17 protein-coding genes and 2 pseudogenes are annotated in these 17,217 nt (G+C 68.3%); 9 read left to right on the top strand and 10 right to left on the bottom strand.

All coding sequences use genetic code 11. The features are described from left to right. Positions 1-61: 61 nt before the first annotated feature. The gene (locus AOZ06_RS40930) at positions 62-2,251 is read left to right on the top strand and encodes a terpene synthase family protein (RefSeq protein WP_054297294.1); all 2,190 of its coding nucleotides are present in this window, start codon (positions 62-64) and stop codon (positions 2,249-2,251) included. Here the strand turns inward: AOZ06_RS40930 and AOZ06_RS40925 are convergent. Continuing rightward, on the bottom strand, positions 2,240-2,614 hold the full coding sequence (locus tag AOZ06_RS40925) for a glyoxalase superfamily protein (RefSeq protein WP_054294278.1): 375 nt from the start codon (positions 2,612-2,614) through the stop codon (positions 2,240-2,242). The two genes, AOZ06_RS40930 and AOZ06_RS40925, sit on opposite strands and share 12 nt — an antisense overlap. A 70-nt stretch (positions 2,615-2,684) precedes the next feature. Continuing rightward, the gene (locus AOZ06_RS40920; RefSeq protein ID WP_054294277.1) at positions 2,685-3,266 is read right to left on the bottom strand and encodes a TetR/AcrR family transcriptional regulator; all 582 of its coding nucleotides are present in this window, start codon (positions 3,264-3,266) and stop codon (positions 2,685-2,687) included. Positions 3,267-3,358: 92 nt separating this feature from the next. Between AOZ06_RS40920 and AOZ06_RS40915 the strand changes: the two genes are divergently transcribed. After that, complete coding sequence (locus tag AOZ06_RS40915; RefSeq protein WP_054294276.1) at positions 3,359-4,114, top strand: SDR family NAD(P)-dependent oxidoreductase; 756 nt, start codon at positions 3,359-3,361, stop codon at positions 4,112-4,114. Here AOZ06_RS40915 and rnhA read toward each other — a convergent pair. The 3 genes from rnhA to AOZ06_RS40900 are packed head-to-tail and all read right to left on the bottom strand — an operon-like array spanning position 4,111 to position 7,092. Then, complete coding sequence (rnhA, locus tag AOZ06_RS40910) at positions 4,111-4,560, bottom strand: ribonuclease HI (RefSeq protein ID WP_054294275.1); 450 nt, start codon at positions 4,558-4,560, stop codon at positions 4,111-4,113. The genes AOZ06_RS40915 and rnhA overlap by 4 nt on opposite strands. 22 nt (positions 4,561-4,582) lie before the next feature. Further along, positions 4,583-5,425 (bottom strand): LLM class flavin-dependent oxidoreductase, encoded by an 843-nt coding sequence (locus tag AOZ06_RS40905; protein WP_054294274.1) that lies wholly within the window; start codon positions 5,423-5,425, stop codon positions 4,583-4,585. 38 nt (positions 5,426-5,463) lie between these two features. Next, a complete protein-coding gene (locus AOZ06_RS40900; RefSeq protein WP_054297293.1) occupies positions 5,464-7,092 on the bottom strand; it encodes a sulfatase-like hydrolase/transferase in 1,629 nt (542 codons plus the stop codon). A gap of 114 nt (positions 7,093-7,206) precedes the next feature. Between AOZ06_RS40900 and AOZ06_RS40895 the strand changes: the two genes are divergently transcribed. After that, positions 7,207-8,193, top strand: coding sequence for an MsnO8 family LLM class oxidoreductase (locus AOZ06_RS40895; RefSeq protein ID WP_054294273.1), 987 nt, complete (start codon positions 7,207-7,209; stop codon positions 8,191-8,193). Here the strand turns inward: AOZ06_RS40895 and AOZ06_RS40890 are convergent. After that, complete coding sequence (locus AOZ06_RS40890) at positions 8,141-9,082, bottom strand: sigma-70 family RNA polymerase sigma factor (RefSeq protein WP_054294272.1); 942 nt, start codon at positions 9,080-9,082, stop codon at positions 8,141-8,143. The genes AOZ06_RS40895 and AOZ06_RS40890 overlap by 53 nt on opposite strands. 63 nt (positions 9,083-9,145) lie before the next feature. On the opposite strand from AOZ06_RS40890, the gene AOZ06_RS40885 reads away from it, so the two are divergent. Continuing rightward, entirely contained in the window at positions 9,146-9,715 is a 570-nt protein-coding gene (locus AOZ06_RS40885) for a DinB family protein (protein ID WP_054294271.1), read from the top strand. Here the strand turns inward: AOZ06_RS40885 and AOZ06_RS40880 are convergent. After that, positions 9,692-10,570, bottom strand: coding sequence for an NAD(P)H-binding protein (locus AOZ06_RS40880; RefSeq protein ID WP_054294270.1), 879 nt, complete (start codon positions 10,568-10,570; stop codon positions 9,692-9,694). The genes AOZ06_RS40885 and AOZ06_RS40880 overlap by 24 nt on opposite strands. A gap of 154 nt (positions 10,571-10,724) precedes the next feature. On the opposite strand from AOZ06_RS40880, the gene AOZ06_RS40875 reads away from it, so the two are divergent. Together AOZ06_RS40875 and AOZ06_RS40870 are read left to right on the top strand one after the other, a co-directional pair. Next, on the top strand, positions 10,725-11,339 hold the full coding sequence (locus AOZ06_RS40875) for a sensor histidine kinase (protein WP_054294269.1): 615 nt from the start codon (positions 10,725-10,727) through the stop codon (positions 11,337-11,339). Next, positions 11,336-11,966, top strand: a pseudogene (locus AOZ06_RS40870) (response regulator). Before AOZ06_RS40875 ends, AOZ06_RS40870 begins: the two are co-directional and overlap by 4 nt. On the opposite strand, the gene AOZ06_RS40865 reads toward AOZ06_RS40870, so the two are convergent. Continuing rightward, positions 11,963-12,865, bottom strand: a complete 903-nt coding sequence (locus AOZ06_RS40865) for a LysR family transcriptional regulator (RefSeq protein ID WP_054294268.1) — start codon at positions 12,863-12,865, stop codon at positions 11,963-11,965. The pseudogene AOZ06_RS40870 and the gene AOZ06_RS40865 overlap by 4 nt on opposite strands. 77 nt (positions 12,866-12,942) lie before the next feature. Between AOZ06_RS40865 and AOZ06_RS40860 the strand changes: the two genes are divergently transcribed. The 3 genes and pseudogenes from AOZ06_RS40860 to AOZ06_RS40850 all read left to right on the top strand — a co-directional run. Further along, positions 12,943-13,755 (top strand): isocitrate lyase/PEP mutase family protein, encoded by an 813-nt coding sequence (locus AOZ06_RS40860; protein WP_054294267.1) that lies wholly within the window; start codon positions 12,943-12,945, stop codon positions 13,753-13,755. Between the two features lie 19 nt (positions 13,756-13,774). Then, positions 13,775-14,650 (top strand): hypothetical protein, encoded by an 876-nt coding sequence (locus AOZ06_RS40855; RefSeq protein ID WP_157233520.1) that lies wholly within the window; start codon positions 13,775-13,777, stop codon positions 14,648-14,650. Positions 14,651-14,686: 36 nt separating this feature from the next. Next, a pseudogene (locus tag AOZ06_RS40850) lies at positions 14,687-15,052 on the top strand (RNA polymerase sigma factor); the annotation flags it as partial. On the opposite strand, the gene AOZ06_RS55275 reads toward AOZ06_RS40850, so the two are convergent. Next, positions 14,951-15,544 carry an SAM-dependent methyltransferase gene (locus AOZ06_RS55275; protein WP_225953782.1) on the bottom strand — a complete coding sequence of 198 codons (594 nt, stop codon included), beginning with the start codon at positions 15,542-15,544 and terminating at the stop codon, positions 14,951-14,953. The pseudogene AOZ06_RS40850 and the gene AOZ06_RS55275 overlap by 102 nt on opposite strands. A gap of 255 nt (positions 15,545-15,799) precedes the next feature. After that, positions 15,800-17,137 carry an aminotransferase-like domain-containing protein gene (locus AOZ06_RS40840; RefSeq protein ID WP_157233519.1) on the bottom strand — a complete coding sequence of 446 codons (1,338 nt, stop codon included), beginning with the start codon at positions 17,135-17,137 and terminating at the stop codon, positions 15,800-15,802. Between the last annotated feature and the right edge of the window lie 80 nt (positions 17,138-17,217).

Here is a 17,217-nt window from a genome sequence, read left to right as displayed (position 1 = left end):
GCCACTTGGTGCCACTGTCTGTCTTGGCGTCAGTCGGCTCGAGACGGGAGTGGGCTCGTTCATGCAGGCATTCACGTTGCCCGATTTCTACATGCCGTACCCGGCCAGGTTGAACCCGCATCTGGAGGCCACGAGAGCCCACACCATGACCTGGGCGAAGGACATGGGCATGCTCGACGCGCCGAAACCGGACGGCGGCGTGGTGTGGGACGAGGACGCGCTGGCCCGGATGGACTACGGCCTGATGTGCGCGTACACGCATCCGGACTGTGACGGCCCGACGCTCGACCTGATTACCGACTGGTACGTCTGGGTGTTCTTCTTCGACGACCACTTCCTCGAGCAGTTCAAGTACTCGCGTGACCTGTCCGGGGCTCGTGCGTACCTCGACCAGCTCGAACGGTTCATGACCAGGGAAGGCCAGACCCCACCGCAGCCGTCCAACCCGGCGGAGGCCGGGCTGGCGGACCTGTGGGCGCGGACCGTGCCCGCGATGTCGGCCGGCTGGCGGGAACGGTTCATCACCAGCACCCACAACCTGATGATCGAGTCGATGTGGGAGCTCAACAACATCAACATCGGCCGGATCGCCAACCCGATCGAGTACATCCAGATGCGCCGCCGGGTCGGTGGCGCGCCCTGGTCGGCCAACCTGGTCGAGTACGCGTCCGCCGCCGAGGTGCCGGACCGCTTCGCGCGCACCCGGCAGTACGAGGTGCTGACCGACGCCTTCTCCGACGCGGTGCACCTGCGCAACGACTTGTTCTCCTACCAGCGTGAAGTGCGGGAGGAAGGCGAGAACTCCAACGCGGTGCTGGTGTTCGAGAAGTTCTTCGGCATCGGCACGCAGGACGCCGCCGAGATGGTCAACGACCTGCTGACCTCCCGCGTGCAGCAGTTCGAGAACACCGCGTTGACCGAGCTGCCCGCGGTGCTGCTGACCGAGCAGGCCTCGCCCGGCGAGCAGACCCGTTTCGGCGGGTACATCAAGGGTTTGCAGGACTGGCAGGCCGGTGGGCACGAGTGGCACGCCCGGTCCAGCCGCTACATGAACGAAGGCGCGGTCACCGGGACGCCGACTGTCCTCGGTGGACCCAACGGGCTGGGCACAGCGGGGATCACCCCGGGCAGGCTCGGCCTGCGGGTCCGCGCCAAACAGCTCTCCCACAAGCCGTTGCGGCCAGTGGGGCACCTGCCGCTGCCCGAGTTGCACATGCCGTACCCGGTCAAGGTGAGCCCGCACGAGCGGGAAGCGGCGCAGTACGTCGTCGACTGGAGCCGCCGCACGGGTGTCCTTGACGATGGCAGCGTGTGGGACGAGCGCCGGTTGTGGGCCGCCGACCTGGCGTACTGCGCGGCCCGGATCCACCCGGACTCGGACCTGGAGCAGCTCAAGATCTCGTCCGCGTGGCTCACGTGGGGCACGTACGCCGACGACCACTTCCCGGCGTTGTACGGAGCGTCCCGCAATCTGCTGGGCGCCAAGGCATCCGTCGACCGGTTGAAGCAGTTCATGCCGCTGGACATGGGCGCGGTGCCCGAGCCGGCCGACGCGATCGAACGCGGCCTGGCCGACCTGTGGCCGCGGACCGCGGCGAGCATGCCGGTTCCCGCGCGGGCGGAGTTCCGCGGCGCCGTCTCGTCCATGTTGGACAGCTGGCTGTGGGAGCTGTTCAACCAGGCGGAGAACCGTGTGCCCGATCCCGTCGACTACGTGGAGATGCGGCGCAGGACGTTCGGCTCGGACCTGACCGTCGGGCTGGCGCGGCTCGCGCACTGGAACGTGATCCCGCCGGAGATCTACCAGACGCGCGTGGTGCGCGAGCTGGAGACAGCGGCGATGGACTACGGCGCTTTCACCAACGACCTGTTCTCCTACCAGAAGGAGATCGAGTTCGAGGGCGAGCTGCACAACATCGTGCTGGTGATCGAGCAGTTCCTCGGTGTCGACCGGTGGCAGGCCCGTGACATCACCGCCGCGTTGATGAACGCCCGCATGGAGCAGTTCGAGCACATCCTCGCCAACGACTTCCCCGTGCTGTTCGAGGAATACGGGCTCGACGAGGAGGCGCGGACGATGCTGACCGGGTACGCCGACGGGCTCAAGGACTGGATGTCCGGAATCCTGGACTGGCACCGGAAAGTCGACCGGTACAAGGAAGCCGAGTTGCGGCACGGCCAGAACCCGTCGGCGCTGCTGCCAACGGGCCTGGGCACGTCCGCGGCATGGCGGGCCGCGCTACGCGTGTGAGCGCGGCTGGCCCTGCTGCACCGCCCAGCTGTTGCCGTCGGGGTCGGCGAAGTACACGAACGACCCCCACGGCAGGTCCGCGATCTCGCTGACCTCGATGCCGCGCTCGGTCAGGGCCTTGTGCGCGGCCTCGATGTCGGTGACCACGACCTGCAGGCCCTTGACCGAGCCGGGCTCGGCGTCGGAGAGCCCCTTGCCGATCGCGATCGAGCACGCCGAACCCGGCGGGGTCAGCTGCACGAACCGGATGTCCTCGTCGACCACGTGGTCGTGGTCGGCGTTGAAGCCGACCTGCTCGTAGAACGCCTTCGCACGGTCCACGTCGGACACGGGGACGGCCACGAGTTCGAGCTTGAAGTCCATCGGGGCACTCCTTCGTTGTGGGGTGACCCCAGCCTATGATCCGTAGCGGCCACTTCCTGTCCGCAATTGATCAGGAAGTGCGGACAGCTCCGTCGATGACCGCCACGGCGAGCTGACGGGCCTGTCCGGCCGGGCCGTTGAGGCCCAGCGCCTGCGCGGACGCGTTGGCCCCTTCCCAGATGAGCACCAGTTGGTCGGCCAGCGCGGGCGCGTCCCGCACGCCGTCGATCCGGGCGGTCAGGCTGTGCAGCCGTTCACGGACCCAGGTCTTGGCCGCGATCGCTTTCTGGTGCGCGGGCACTTCGGGGTCGGGGAACTCGGCGAGCGTCATCATGCAGGCGCAGCCGCGGAACCCGGCCGGGTTCATGTGCTCGATCAACGCGTCGAACATGGCCAGGATCTGGGTTCTCGGGTCCGGGCCCGCCTGGTCCGCCGCGGCGTTGAACCTGACGACGGCGCGGTCGTTCGTGCGTTCGACGTAGGCGGCGACCAAGTCGTCCTTGTTGGCGAAGATCCGGTACAGGGTGGTGGGGGCGACGCCTGCCTCGGCGGCCACCTTGTCGATGCCGACCGCGCGGATGCCGTGCCAGTAGAACAGCTCGTGCGCGATGACGAGGATGTGCTCCCTCATCTCGGCCGCGGAGCGGCGCATGAGTTCCCCCTTGCCTGGACGGTCGGCGTCGCGCTAGCTTACCGCAGAAACGTTAGGGAACGTTCCCTAACATTCACCCCGGGGAGTGCGAAGTGACTGGACTGAGGGGTAGGACCGCGCTCGTGACCGGTGCGTCACGAGGGCTGGGCAGGGCAATAGCGCAGCGCCTGGCCGCCGACGGCGCGAGCGTGGTCGTCCACTACGGGAGCAACGAAGCCAAAGCCGCCGAAACCGTCGCCGCGATCACCGCAGCAGGCGGGCAGGCACACGCTGTCCGCGCCGACCTCGGCAAACCGGACGGCGTGGACAAGCTGTTCGAATCGATCGCCGCGCCACTGGACATCGTGGTGAACAACGCGGCCGTGTTCAGCCCGCTGTTCGCCGACACCACACCGGACGACTTCGACCAGGTCTTCGCGGTCAACGTGAAATCGCCGTTCTTCATCATCCAGCGGGCGCTGCCGCTCATGCCCGACGGCAGCCGGATCATCAACGTCTCCTCCGGCGTGACCTGGTTCGCCATCCCCGAACTGGCGTACGCGATGACGAAGGGAGCGCTGAACGTACTCGGCCGCGCACTGGCGAACACGCTGGGGGACAGGCAGATCACCGTCAACACGATCTCGCCTGGGATCACCCGCAGCGACATGAACGACTGGCTGCGGGACAACCCGGCGGCCGAACAGCAGGTCGTCGGCATGGTCGCGCTCGGCCGCGTCGGCGAGCCCGAGGACATCGCCGACGCGGTGTCCCTGGTCGCCTCAGGAGACGCGCGCTGGATCACCGGCGAGGTGATCGAGGTCAACGGCGGGCTGTTCCTCGGCCCACGAAAGGCAGCGCACCACTAGCCCTTGGCCTCCTGGCAACCGCGCACGGCCAGCTGGTCGGCGCGTTCGTTGTCCGGGTGGCCCGCGTGGCCCTTGACCCAGTGCCACTCGACCTCGTGTGGAGTGGCGGCGGCTTCCAGCCGCTGCCACAGGTCGGCGTTCTTGACGGGCTGCTTGGCCGACGTCTGCCAGCCGTTGGCCTTCCAGCGCGGCAACCACTGCGTGATCCCGTTGCGCACGTAGGAACTGTCCGTGTAGAGCTGCACGACCGACGGACGGGACAGGGTCTCCAGCGCCTTGATCGGCGCCATCAACTCCATCCGGTTGTTGGTCGTGGGCGACGACTCCCCGCCGTAGAGCTCCCGCTCGTGCCGCCCGTACCGCAGCAGAGCACCCCACCCGCCCGGCCCGGGATTCCCGCTGCACGCGCCGTCGGTGTAGATCTCCACAACCCGCTGATCACCCACGCCAGCACCGTACCGGGACGGCTCAGAGCAGCGACCGGGCCTCGGCGACCAGCTCGAGCTGCTGGTCGAAGTCGGCGCCGTCCAGGACGACAGTGAACTCGTCCACGCCTGCCTCGACATAGGCGGCCACGCGGTCAGCGGCCCTCCGTGGGCTCCCGCCGATCGTGACCTCAGCGGTTTGCTCCGGGGTTGTCCCGAGGAACGCGCCCATCCGGGCGTTCATCTCCTGCCTGGCGGGCTCGTCGTTCAGCACGACGTGCACGCCAAGATGGATCTTCGGAGTGGGCCTGCCGTACTCGGCGGCGTACTCGTGCAACCGTGCCTTCGCTGCGGTGACCTGCGCGGGCGTCACCTGTGATGGCAGCCAGTAGTCGGCGTACTTCGCTGTCCGCCGTAGCCCCGCTTCGCCACTGCCGATGAGCAACGGCGGCACGGCCGCGCCAGGTGCCAGCGTGACGCCTCGGGTGGGCTCACCGGCGATCAACTGGGGCAGCACTTCCAGCGCGTCGTCCAGCAACCGCCCCCGGCTGCTCACCGGCGCGCCCACGGCTCGCCAGAACGGTGAGCCGGGGAAACCGCCGATGCCCACTCCGAGCCGGACCCTGTTGCCCGACAGGTGTTGCAGGGTCTGGATCTGTGCGGCCAGCATCACCACAGGTCGCGTCGGGACGGACACCACCCCGAAGTCGAGCGTCACCCGCTCGGTCACGGCGGCGACGGCGGAGTGGACCACGATGCTGTCCATCGCCGGTGAGCCGTCGCCTGTGAGTACGTCCGCGGCGCTGACCGAGTCGAAACCGAGTGCCTCCGCCCGCCGCGCGGCCGCGATGATCTTCTGGCCGGGGAGCCCGATACCGATCTTCATGCCGTCAGCGTCGAACGTGAACCTCGGTTGAGGTCAAGTCACCGCGTGGGCGAGTGCGGGCCGAACGCGGTCAGGAACCGGTCGCGGAACGCCTGCATCGGCCACACAGGTGCCCCCCGCCCAGGGTTGAGACCGTCGTGCCAGTCCCAGGCCGCGGTGCGGTCCAGCACAGCCGGGTCCTTCGCCACGATCGTCACCGGCACGTTGCGGGTCGCGCCGTCACCCGCCACCACTGGCTGCGGCTGGTGGTCGCCGAGGAACACCAGCACGAGGTTGTCGTCGCCGTAGGTCTGCACGTACGAGATCAGTGCGTTCAGCGAGTACTGGATGGCCTCGCCATACGCGGCGCGTGTTCTACCCGCGTCGTTCCACACCGCTTCGGGCTTGGTGCCGTTCTCCGCCTGTGGCGTGTACACCGAACCGTCGCCGACCGCGTCCCATTCGATCATCTTCGGCAACGGCACGAACGGCGTGTGGCTGGAGACCAGGTCGATCTCGGCCATCACCGGCTTGCGGTCCTGCGCGGCCAGTTCGTTGCGCTGGAACGCCGACAGCGTGTACTGGTCGGGCATCTGGGCGTAGAAGAAGTTCTTGCCCTTGTACCCGGCGTTGTGGGCGTCGTAGTACGAGTCGTAGCCGTAGACCTTGCCTTCCGGCCATTCCTTCATGTTCTGCGGCACGACACCGACGGTCTTCCAGCCCGCGCGCTTGAAGGCGTGGCTGAGGGTGAACCGGTCGCTGGACACGAAGGTGTCGTACCGCTTCTGGTTGTTGATCAACAGCCCGGACTGCAGCGTGGAATGCGCCAGCCAGCTGCCGCCGCCCGCGGTCGACGAGGTGATGAACGCGCTGCGTGTCTCGAACCCGGCGGCCCGCAGCTTGCTCGTGCCCGCGTCGAGCACGGCGTCGACGCCCGGCGAGATCACCGGGTCCTGGATCGCGACCTGCCCGTAGCTCTCGACGAACGCGAAGATCACGTCCTTGCCCCGCAATCCGGTCAGCAGCTCGGCACCCGGCGTGTCCCGGAACGCGTCGACCGAGGCCTCCGCCTGGTACGCCTCAGCGTCCTGAAGGCTCGTGCCGATCTGACGTGCGTGGTCGTACGCCAAAGCAGACGCGCTGTGGCTCGCGACGGGCTGTCCGAAAGCGGCTGCGGCAACCCACACGATCCCCAGCACCGCGAGTGCACGCGTCGACGCTGTGGGCCGAGCGGCCACAACCCGCGACAGCCGAACAGCCGACAACGCCGTCAGCACGACCATGGCAACAGCCAGCACAGCGACGCCGACCGCGGCGGCCACCGCGCCACCCTGCCCGATCGCCCCGGCGAGGAAATCGAAGCCCGGCCCGAGGAAACTCCAGTCGAACACGGGGTCGAACGGCCGGGCCAACGTCGTGTGGAAGCCCATGTCGAAGAGCTTCCAGATCAGCAGCAACCCGAGCAGCGCACCGAGCACGGCCGCCACGATCCGTCGCGGCTTCGGCGGCAGGACGAGCACCAGCGCGACACCGATGAGGCCTTCGAGCGGAATCCGCAGCACCGCCCACGGCGTCAGCTTGCTCAGCTCATTGGGCGCGACCAACGCGAACAGGACAAGCACGAACGCCAGCACCGTGAGCACCTTGGCCGTGATCCGGCGCCACTTCGGCACACTGTCCGTGGTCATGTCCTGCCCTCCGAGGTCGTCCACCCTTAGGAAGTACGGGCAGCGCCTGCCGGAGGTTCACCATGGCGTGGGAACGCCGGGGAATCCCCGTGCCCTCAGGGCGTTGACCTTGGTGTGACACCGACCAAGTTGTCCATTCTCGACCGTTCGAGCAATCGCGCGGGCAAGAGCGACGCCCAGGCACTGCGGGACACGGTCCGGTTCGCCCAACAAGCCGAGGCGCTGGGCTACCACCGGTTCTGGGTGTCGGAGCACCACAGCGTGCCCGGCGTCGCGGGATCGGCGCCGACCGTGCTGGCCGCGGCGATCGCGGCGGCCACGTCCACGATCCGGGTCGGCACCGGCGGCGTGATGCTGCCCAACCACCAGCCGCTCGTGGTCGCCGAGCAGTTCGGCGTGCTGGAGTCGCTGTACCCGGGCCGGATCGACATGGGTCTGGGGCGGTCGGTCGGGTTCACCGACGGTGTCCGGCGCGCGCTCGGCCGTGCCAAGGACGCCGCGGACGACTTCGCCGACCAGGTGCGTCAGCTGCTCGGTTACTTCACCACCGGCCTCGACGGCGTGCACGCGATCCCCGCCGAAGGACTGCGGGTACCGGCGTTCATCCTGGCCACGGGCTCGGGCGCGGACATCGCGGCCGACCTCGGCCTGCCGGTGGTGGTCGGCGGCCCGAAGATCGAACCGGCCGTCGCCCGGTACCGGGAACGGGCCCGCGGCCCGTACGTGATCGTGGCGGTGAACGTCGCCGTGGCGGACACGACCGAGCAGGCCCGGCGGTTGTTGCTGCCGGAAGCGTGGTCGATGGTCTATTCACGCTCGCACGGCGTGTTCCCGCCGTTGCTCCCGGCGGGCGAAGTGCTCGCGCTGGACATGAGCCGGAGCGAACGCGACCGTCTCGACCGCGGCCTGCGCGGCCAGATCCACGGCACGGCGGACGACGTCCTCGCCGAGCTGGACGAACTGACCGAACGCACCCGGCCCGACGAACTGCTGATCACCATGAGCACGTTCGACCGTGACCAGATGCTCGACTCGTACAGCCGTTTGATCAAGGCAGTGACGCGGGCAGGCCGAACTGCCGGAAGTGCTCGGGTCCGATGAACGACGTGATCGCCGAGATCCGGTCGCCGCGCAACGTCAGCACGGTGATCGACCACGCCTCGCCTTCGAGGTAGCCGGCCACCGCGGGCTGCCCGTTCGCGCTGGTCGGCACGTGCGTCCAGGTCCCGCACGTGAACGGCACCTTGGTGGCGTGGTCCAGCACCGCGTCGACGCCGCTGTACCAGGCCGCGAGCGGCGGCATGGCCCACGTGACGTCCTCGGTGAGCAACGCGACCAGCGCCTCGGCGTCGCCGCGTTCGAGCGCCGCCGAGTATCCCGCGACGAGCTGCTTGACCTTGGCGTCGTCTGCGGCTCGCGACTGGTTGCGCGACGGCGCCTTGTCGGCGATGACCTTGCGGGCACGTGCGAGCGCCGAGTTCACCGAGGTGGTCGACGTGGCCATGATGCCGGCGATCTCGGCCGCGGAGAACCCGAGCACCTCGAACAGCACCAAAGCCGCGCGCTGGTTGCCCGGCAGGTGCTGCAACGCGGCCACGAACGCCAACTCGACGCCCTCACGCTGCTCGTACCGCTGGTCCGGGTACGGCTCTAGCCACGCGATGTCCACCGCGCCCTGGTCGAGCACGGCGTGCTCGCTCGACGGCCCGAGGTCGATCGGCATGGCCCGTCGACCCCGGGTCTGGGCGAGGTCCAGGCAGGTGCGTGTGGCCACGGTGTAGAGCCACGTGCGCAGTGAACTGCGGCCTTGAAACGAGTCGAGCTTGCGCCACGCCTTGATGAAGGTGTCCTGCAGTGCGTCGTCCGCGTCATGGGTGGAGCCGAGGATGCGGTAGCAATGCACGTGCAACTCCCGCCGCAACGGCTCGATCAGGCGCGTGAACGCCTCCCCGTCACCCCGCTGGGCCTTCTCGAGAAAAACATCGCTCACGACCGACGATTGTGCCGCACACCCGTCGTCCTACTGGTCGAACCGACACCAGGAGGCACGGGGATGAAGACGGATCTGCACCACTACCTGCGGGATGCCCGCCAGACCATGCTGTGGAAGCTCGACGGCCTGTCCGAACACGACATCCGCCGCCCGCTGACACCGACCGGCACGAACCTGCTCGGCCTGGTCAAACACCTGGCCGGGGTGGAACTGCTGTACTTCGGCCTCGTGTTCGGCCGTCCCTTCGCCCAACACGTGCCGTGGCTTCGGCAGGACGCGGAACCCAACACGGACATGTTCGCGACGGCCGACGAGTCGCGGTCGGACATCGCCGGCCTGTACCGGCGCGCGTGGGCGCACGCCGACAAGACGATCGAGGATCTCCCGCTGGACACCGTCGGCCACGTGGAATGGTGGCCGGGCAACAAAACCACCCTGCACCGCGTGCTGGTCCACGTGGTCGCGGAGGCCCACCGGCACGCCGGCCACGCCGACATCGTCCGCGAACTCGTCGACGGCACCGTGGGCCTCAACCAGGACAACGACTTCATGCCACCGGTCGGCGAAACGTGGTGGGCTGACTACCACGCGGCCGTGACCAAGGTGTCAGACGGATTCGCCCAGCAGTGACCGATCGGCGGCGAGGAACTCGGTGAGGGTCGTGGCGGGGCGGCCGGTGAGGCGCTCGACCGTCCGGGTGGTCAGGTCGAACCATCCGTCCCGCATGTGCTGTGTCACTCGCAGTCCCGCTTCGACCGCGTGCGGCACAGCCAGAACCTCCGGTGGCAGACGGGAAATCAGCGACTGCCGTGCTTCGTCGTCGCCGCACCGCTCGTACCGCACGGACTTGCCGGTCGCCGCGGCCAGTGCCTCGGCGATACCGGGGTGGTTGACCGGCTCTGGTCCTGTCACGTTCAAGTACTGGCCTTCGTATCCGCCGTCTGCCATGACGACCGCGCCGACGGCGGCGCAGTCCGACCGTGTGACGTAGGAAACGTACGACTCCGCACCGGCGTTCGTCCGCAGCACACCGGATTCGAGGGCTGCACGCAGCGGCAGCATGAGCGGCACCATCTCCGACCACATGCCGTACCGCAGCACTGTGAACGGAATCCCGGCTGCTGCGAGGATCTGTTCGGTGTCACGGTGATCGGGGACCAGGCCGTTCGGGTTGCCGGGGTCCCCGGCGCGGAGGATCGACGTGTAAACGACGCTGCCCACATCCGCCTTGATCGCGGCCTTGATCGCGTTGATGTGCGCGGGAACGCTGTTGACGCTGACGATCAGAACCCGCTCGGCGCCGTCGAACGCGCGGACTACCGACTCGCGGTCCTCGAAATCCGCCTGCCGCACGGCAACCCCCAGGTCTGCGACGGCGGCCGGATCACGGGTGACGGCGACGATCCTGGCCGCGTCCACGCGGTCCCGCAGGTGCCGGATGGCGAGCCTGCCGTGATTCCCGGACGCCCCGGTGACGACCAGCATCAGTACTCCTTCGGATCGGTGTGATGGCCCCATCGTTTCCGGGGCACGGAATTCCCGTAAGTAGGCACATCAATGTGCCCGCATCAACCGATCGGTTGAAGCGGGCGATGCCGCGGTGGACAACCGTGTTCGGCCGATGTGCCGATGTGCCGATGTGCCGCGGTCCGGGATGGCCGAGGAACGCGCGCGGATCGCCCGCGAGGTCCACGACACCGTCGCGCAGGGACTGGCGGGGATCGTCACCCAGCTGGAAACCGTGGCCGAACTGGCGCCCGCCGAGCCTGTCCGCGGCCACATCGACACCGCACGGCAGCTGGCGCGGACCAGTCTCGTCGAAGTCCGCCGATCCATCGACGCCCTCCGTCCGGGGCCCCTGCGGGACGCCCGGCTGAGCGAAGCCGTCGAACATGCTGTGCGGACGTGGCAAGCGCAGTACGCCACGCCCGTGACTGTCACCGTGACCGGCACGCCACAGCCGATGCACCCCGAGGTCGAGGTGACGGTCCTGCGCGCGGCGCAGGAGGCGTTGTCGAACGTCGGCAGGCACGCCCGGGCCCGCCGGGTCGACGTGACCTTGTCGTACATGGAGGATGTCGTTGTGCTTGACGTGCGTGACGACGGAACCGGCTTCGATCCCGGCGAGGCGAGCGGGTTCGGGCTCACCGCGCCGCGTCAGCGGGTGCGGCTGCTGTCGGGAACCGTCGAGGTCGAGTCCGCGCCCGGCGCCGCGGTCAGCGTCGCCGTGCCTCTGATCGAGGTGGACGCGTGATCCGGGTGGTGATCGTCGACGACCACCCGGTGGTGCGCGACGGGCTGCGCGGGATGCTCGGCACCCAGCCGGACTTCGGGATCGTCGGCGAAGCGGCCGGTGGCGCGGAGGCGTTGACAGTGGTCGCCGCCGGCCTGCCGGACGTCGTGCTGACCGACCTGCGGATGCCGGAACCCAGTGGTGCCGCGCTGATCCGTCTTCTGCGTGTGAACGCGTCCCCACGGCACGCGTGCTGGTGCTCACCACCCACGACACGGATTCCGACGTGCTGCCCGCGATCGAGGCGGGAGCGATCGGGTACTTGCTCAAAGACGCGCCACGGGAGGAACTTTTCCGCGCTGTGCGGGCCGCGGCCCGCAACGAGAGTGTCCTTTCCCCGTCCGTGGCAGCGCTTCTGCTCAGCCGTGTCCGTCCACAGCGGCCCTTGCTGTCGGCGAAGCTGAGCGCGCGGGAACGTGAGGTACTGCCTTCGTCGCGCAGGGCAGGACCAACCGGGAAACCGCTGCCGCGCTGCACATCAGCGAAGCGACCGTGACTACACACCTGCTGCACATCTACGCGAAGCTGGAGGTGCCCGACCGTGCCGCGGCTGCCGCCGCTGCCTACCAACGGGGCATTTTGAGCTAGCGCAGGCCTGGGGTGTGCGCGGCGAGCAGCGCGAGGAAGTCGTTGGCTGTCTGGCTGCGGTAGCCGCCGACGCGCCGGACGGCGACGACGGGGACACGTGCGTCGACACTGGGGACGTCGATCACGCGCAGACTGCCGATCCGCAGTTCTTCCCGGATGTTGTTGACCGGCATCAGCGCGACGCCGAGCCCGGCCTCGATCAGCCGTTTCTGCGCGGTCAGGCTGTCGACCGTGGTGATCGACGGGTTCGGCAGGCCCGCCGCGGTCAGCTGCTGCTCGAGCAGGCCGCGGAACGAGCTGCCGCGGCCCCGTTCGGCGGGGAAACCGAGCCACTTGTCATCCCGCAACACGCTCAGATCGTGCAGCTGTCCGGCCGTGACGCGGTGGTTCGCGGGCACGACGACGTACAGCTTCTCGTCGCCGAGCGGGATCGACTCCAGCTTCGGGTCCGCGTCCGTGTTGTAGCGCAGGCCGAGGTCAGCCTCGCCGTTGCGGACGAGCGCGCTCACCTCACGGCTGGTCGCGGTCCGCAGGTCGACGGAGACATCGTCGGACTGAGCGGTGAACTCACGCAACGCGTCCACGATGTGCGAGTCGGCCAGCGTCCCGACGATGGCCAGGCGCAACGAACGAGCCTGCGGGGCCCGGTCGCGAACAGCACGCTCACCGTCGCGCACGGCGGCCAACGCGGCCTCGGCGTACGGCAGCAGGGCGCGCCCGGCGTCAGTCAGCGCCACCCGGCGCCCTTCCCGTTCGAACAACGCGGCACCCAGGCTGCGCTCCAGCTCATGAATGCGACGGCTGACGGCGGGCTGGGACCGGTGCAGCCGCCGTGACGCCTCGGTGAACCCGCCCACCTCGGCGATGCAGACGAAGGTCTCGACCTCATCGAACGTCATGCGATCAGTATTCCTGATGGATTGAGCAAAGAACTATGCATTTGATTGATGGCATAGTCGGGGGCACAGTGATAGTCGTGACAAACGACCAGGCAACGAAAGCCGCACGTTTCCGCGAACTGCACCACGGACCATCGCCCCTGCTGCTGCCGAACCCGTGGGACGCGGGAACGGCGCGCCTGCTGGCGGCCATGGGCTTCGACGCACTGGCGACCACGAGCCTCGGCGTGGCCAACAAGGTGGGCCGGACAGGCGCGACCCAGCAGGAAATCCTGGACAACTGCCGCGAGATCGACGAAGCGACACCCCTGCCGGTGAACGCGGACCTGGAGAACGGCTTCGCCGACGACCCGGCAGAGGCGGCGAAAGCGATCGAACTGGCAGCGCGAGCGGGCGTGGTCGGTGCGTCCATCGAGGACCACACCGGCCGCCCCGATGCCCCGATCTACGACTTCGAGCTGGCCGTGGACCGCGTCCGCGCGGCCGTGGAAACAGCGCACGCCCTCCCGGTGCCTGTCCTGCTGACAGCACGGGCGGAGAACCTGCTGCACGGCGTGAACGACCTCGACGACACCATCCGCCGCCTGCAGGCTTTCGAAGAGGCAGGCGCGGACGTGCTCTACGCGCCCGGACTGCGGACCCTGGCCGAGATGCGCACAGTGGTCGACTCGGTGGGCAAACCCGTGAACGTCGTGATGGGCTTCGCCGATCCGGCCATCACCGTCGAGCAACTCGCCGAGATCGGCGTCCGCCGCGTGAGCATCGGCGCGGCGCTGTCCAGGATCGCCCTGAAGTCCTTCATGGCAGCCGCGCAGCAGATGCGCGCCGGGCGGTTCGGGTTCGTCGCCGACCTGCCCCCGATCGCTGACCTGCACCAGCACTTCATCTGACCCGGCTACTGTTGGTCACGTGTCTCGTACGGGGATTGCGACCGTTCTCGCGCTGCTGGGATGCCTGCTGGCCGGGCCTGCGGTGGCAGCCTGCACGCTGGACCACCAGGTAACCGACCAGGACAGGTACGTGCAGGCGGTCACGCCCATCGCCGCTGATCCGGCCGTGCGCCAGGAGCTGGCCGACCGGGTCACCGACGCGATCGCCGCGAAACTCACGCCCGGTGACCTGCGCCTGCCCGACAGGGTCCAGCAGGCGCTGCACTCGGGCGTGACGAAGTTCGTCGACAGCGACGACTTCCGTTCCGGCTGGGTGTCGGCGAACCGGACCGTCCAGCCCGAAGTGGTCACCATGCTGCGAGGGGAACAGAGCAGCCTGCGGATCGTCGACGACACAGTCGTGCTCGACCTCGGCGTTGTCTCCGACCGGGTCAAGGCACGGCTGGTGGCTGACGATGTGCCGTTCGCGGACCGGTTGCCGCACGTCGACGCGTACGTTCCGCTGTTCTCCCGGCCCGCGATCCGGCAGGCGATTCCGTCTTTCGCCCTGGTGCAGGACCTGAGCGCGATCCTGCCGATCGTGGCCGCCGCGTTGATCGTCGCCGGCCTCGCCCTGTCCGCCCGGCGTCGCCGGACGCTGATCGCCGCCGGCGCCGGGCTTGCCGTTTCCGGTCTGGCCGTGCTGGTCTACCAGTGGATCAGCCGGAGCCAGCTGATCTCACGCAGCCAGTCGCCCGAGCTGACACGCGCGTTCTACGAGGCATTCACCGGCAACCTGCCGGTGCTGCTCTGGGTGCTTCTCGGCGCCGGTCTGGTCGCCGTGCTCGTGGGCGTCGTCGTGCGTCCGAAATCGACCGCAACAAATCCACACGGCCGAAACGTCCAAGGAGCGTGACACCAGACCTGAGCAGCCGGCAGACCCGAGGTGTGCATGACGTTCGATGATTTCGTGGCAGAACGGCTGGATCCGCTGCTGCGTTACGCCACGGTGCTCTGCTACGACCCCCACCTGGCCAAGGACATCGTCCAGGAGGTGTTACTGCGGGCACAACAGCAGTGGCCGCGCATCTCGACCACAGTGGATTCACCTGCCGCGTACGTCAAACGCATGGTCACCAACGAGTTCCTGTCCCTGCGCCGCCGGGCGTCCACCCGCGAGGTGGGCGCGTCCTTGCGCGTGCTGGACGAGCTGGGCTCACCGACCGATGATCCGACCGGGCAGTACGACGAGCGCGAAGCCATGATGGCCGAACTCGCCACCCTGCCGCGCCGGCAGCGTGCGGCGCTGGTTATGCGGTGAACAAGAACGCCGACGGAACTCGTGCAGATATCGGTCCACGACAGCCTGTTTGCCCGCCGGGATCGGCGCTCGTTCGACGAAGTCCGTGAGAACGACCCTGCCGCCGGGACGCAACGACTGGCAGATCTGCTCGAGCACCCTGGCCCGGTCAGGCATGTGGAAGATCGACTCCACGGCAACGGCCGCGTCGAAGGAGCACGGCGAGAACGGCATCCGCGTGGCATCGGCGTGCCGGAACTCGACCCCGGCTACGGACTCGGCGAAAGCGTTGGCGCGGTTGATCTGTTCGTGGCTGTTGGAGATACCGGTGACCCGTGCCCCGGTACGCGCCGCGATCCGTGCAGCGGGCCCGCCGACACCGCAGCCGACGTCGAGTACGTGATCGCCTTGCCCGGCCCGCAGGCGGTCGGTGACGAGGTCGGTCAGCCGATCAGCGGCGTCACTGAGCGGAACGCCGCTGTCCGGCGGGTCCCAGTACCCGAAATGCATGTTCACCCCGGACGCCGCGTCACGCAGCACAGTGAACCGGTCATAGAGCCGGCCGACCTCGTCGGGTACCGGCAAGGCTTGTGACATCGATGGCCCCCTTCTGTGCCGAATCGGATCGAGCGCCCTCGGCCAAGGTAGATCATGAACAGACCCGTGCGTAGCGACCTGGCAATCCCCTGACGAAGAATTGGAAGACGTCCGTCGAGCAGGAGCAACGAACTTCGACCCTTGCGACGATCGACAGGCGCAGGTGCTTCAGCGGTAAGCGTCGCGGTCGACCTCGTGCCGGACGGCCTCGAGCGCGGTCCGCAGCTCGGCAAGTCCCACCGAGCCGAGCGCCAGCCGCAAAGCGCGCGGCGCGGTGGGTGTCGTCGCGAACGGTTCGGCGGTGGCGACCGCGATCCGTTGCCGGGCAAGGGACGCGGCGATCCGATCCGGCCGTGCTTCCTGTGCCAAAGGCAGCCACAGGAAGTAGGACGACGGGTGCCCGACACACGGCAGGCCAGTCAACACCTCTCGGGCGATGGACTGACGTCGGCGGGCGTCATCACGCTTCTGGGTTTCGAGACTGTCCACAGTGCCATCGTCGAGCCAACGGCAGGCTATGGCCGCTGTGACGGCTGGTGTGTGGTACGTCGTGACCCGGATCGCGCGTTCGAGCGCCGGCACAAGCGAAACCGGTGCGACGACGAAGCCGATCCGCAGGCCGGTCGCGATGCTCTTGGACAAACCTGACACGTAGACGGTCGTTTCCGGTGCGAGCGTCGCCAACGGCGGTGGAGCGTCCTCGGCGAGATAGGCGTACGAGGCGTCCTCTATGATCGTCAGTCCATGCCGCTGGGCGATCGAGACCAGTTGTGTGCGTTGTGATTCGTCGAGTACCCAGCCCAATGGGTTGTGCATGGTGGGCATCGCGTACACCGCCCGCACTGGACGTTGACGGCACAACCGTTCCAGGGCACGGAGATCTGGGCCGGTGTCGGTTACCGGCAGCGGCGACAACTCGAGCCCGAGTGAGCGTGCGAGCATCGTGAAGCCCGGGTAGGTGACGGCGTCGACCGCGATGACGTCGCCGGGACGGAACAACGCCATAGCCGTCACCGCCAGGCCTTGCTGGGAGCCGTTGACGATCAGCACCCGTTCCCGGCCGACGTCGAGACCTCGCCGTTCCAAGTGGCGGGCGACAGCAGCACGGTCATGGGTACGTCCGCGCTGCGGCAGGTAGCGCAACAGCGCGTCGAGGTCGCCCGTTGTGGCGAGGTCACGCAACGCGTGGCGCAGCAGGTCCGCCTGGCCTGGCACCGACGGGTAGTTGAAGCTCAGATCGATCGCGTCGACGGCCACCGACTGGTGATCGACGCCCTCACCGGGCGCCGCGGCGAGATCACGCACGAACGTGCCGCGTCCCTGCTCGCAGCTGACGAGACCCATCGCTTCCAGTTCGGCGTACACGCGGGACGCGGTCACCACGGCGATGCCCTCGTCGGCGGCCAGCCGGCGGTGCGTGGGCAGCCGGGTACCAGCCGGCCACTGCCCGCCCCGGATCCGCGCTGCGAACGCGTCCACCACGCCCTTGTACCTCGGTATCCGCACCTCGGGATTGTAGGCATGACAATTCTTGGACTGTCATGGATCGCCGGTCGTAGCGTGCGTCGTGGACACGAGGAGGAGCC

The organism is Kibdelosporangium phytohabitans, assembly GCF_001302585.1.
GTDB lineage: Bacteria > Actinomycetota > Actinomycetes > Mycobacteriales > Pseudonocardiaceae > Kibdelosporangium > Kibdelosporangium phytohabitans.
The sequence above is the reverse complement of the archived record's forward strand: the minus strand, read 5'-3'. Positions and strand labels throughout refer to the sequence as shown.

Bases quoted from the DNA above. Each gene is read 5' to 3' on its own strand.
- AOZ06_RS40930 (WP_054297294.1), top strand. From the start codon at position 62: ATGCAGGCATTCACGTTGCCCGATTTCTACATGCCGTACCCGGCCAGG.
- AOZ06_RS40925 (WP_054294278.1), bottom strand. From the start codon at position 2,614: ATGGACTTCAAGCTCGAACTCGTGGCCGTCCCCGTGTCCGACGTGGAC.
- AOZ06_RS40920 (WP_054294277.1), bottom strand. From the start codon at position 3,266: ATGCGCCGCTCCGCGGCCGAGATGAGGGAGCACATCCTCGTCATCGCG.
- AOZ06_RS40905 (WP_054294274.1), bottom strand. From the start codon at position 5,425: ATGAAGATCGGTATCGGGCTCCCCGGCCAGAAGATCATCGCGGCCGCG.
- AOZ06_RS40900 (WP_054297293.1), bottom strand. From the start codon at position 7,092: ATGACCACGGACAGTGTGCCGAAGTGGCGCCGGATCACGGCCAAGGTG.
- AOZ06_RS40885 (WP_054294271.1), top strand. From the start codon at position 9,146: ATGAAGACGGATCTGCACCACTACCTGCGGGATGCCCGCCAGACCATG.
- AOZ06_RS40880 (WP_054294270.1), bottom strand. From the start codon at position 10,570: ATGCTGGTCGTCACCGGGGCGTCCGGGAATCACGGCAGGCTCGCCATC.
- AOZ06_RS40865 (WP_054294268.1), bottom strand. From the start codon at position 12,865: ATGACGTTCGATGAGGTCGAGACCTTCGTCTGCATCGCCGAGGTGGGC.
- AOZ06_RS55275 (WP_225953782.1), bottom strand. From the start codon at position 15,544: ATGCATTTCGGGTACTGGGACCCGCCGGACAGCGGCGTTCCGCTCAGT.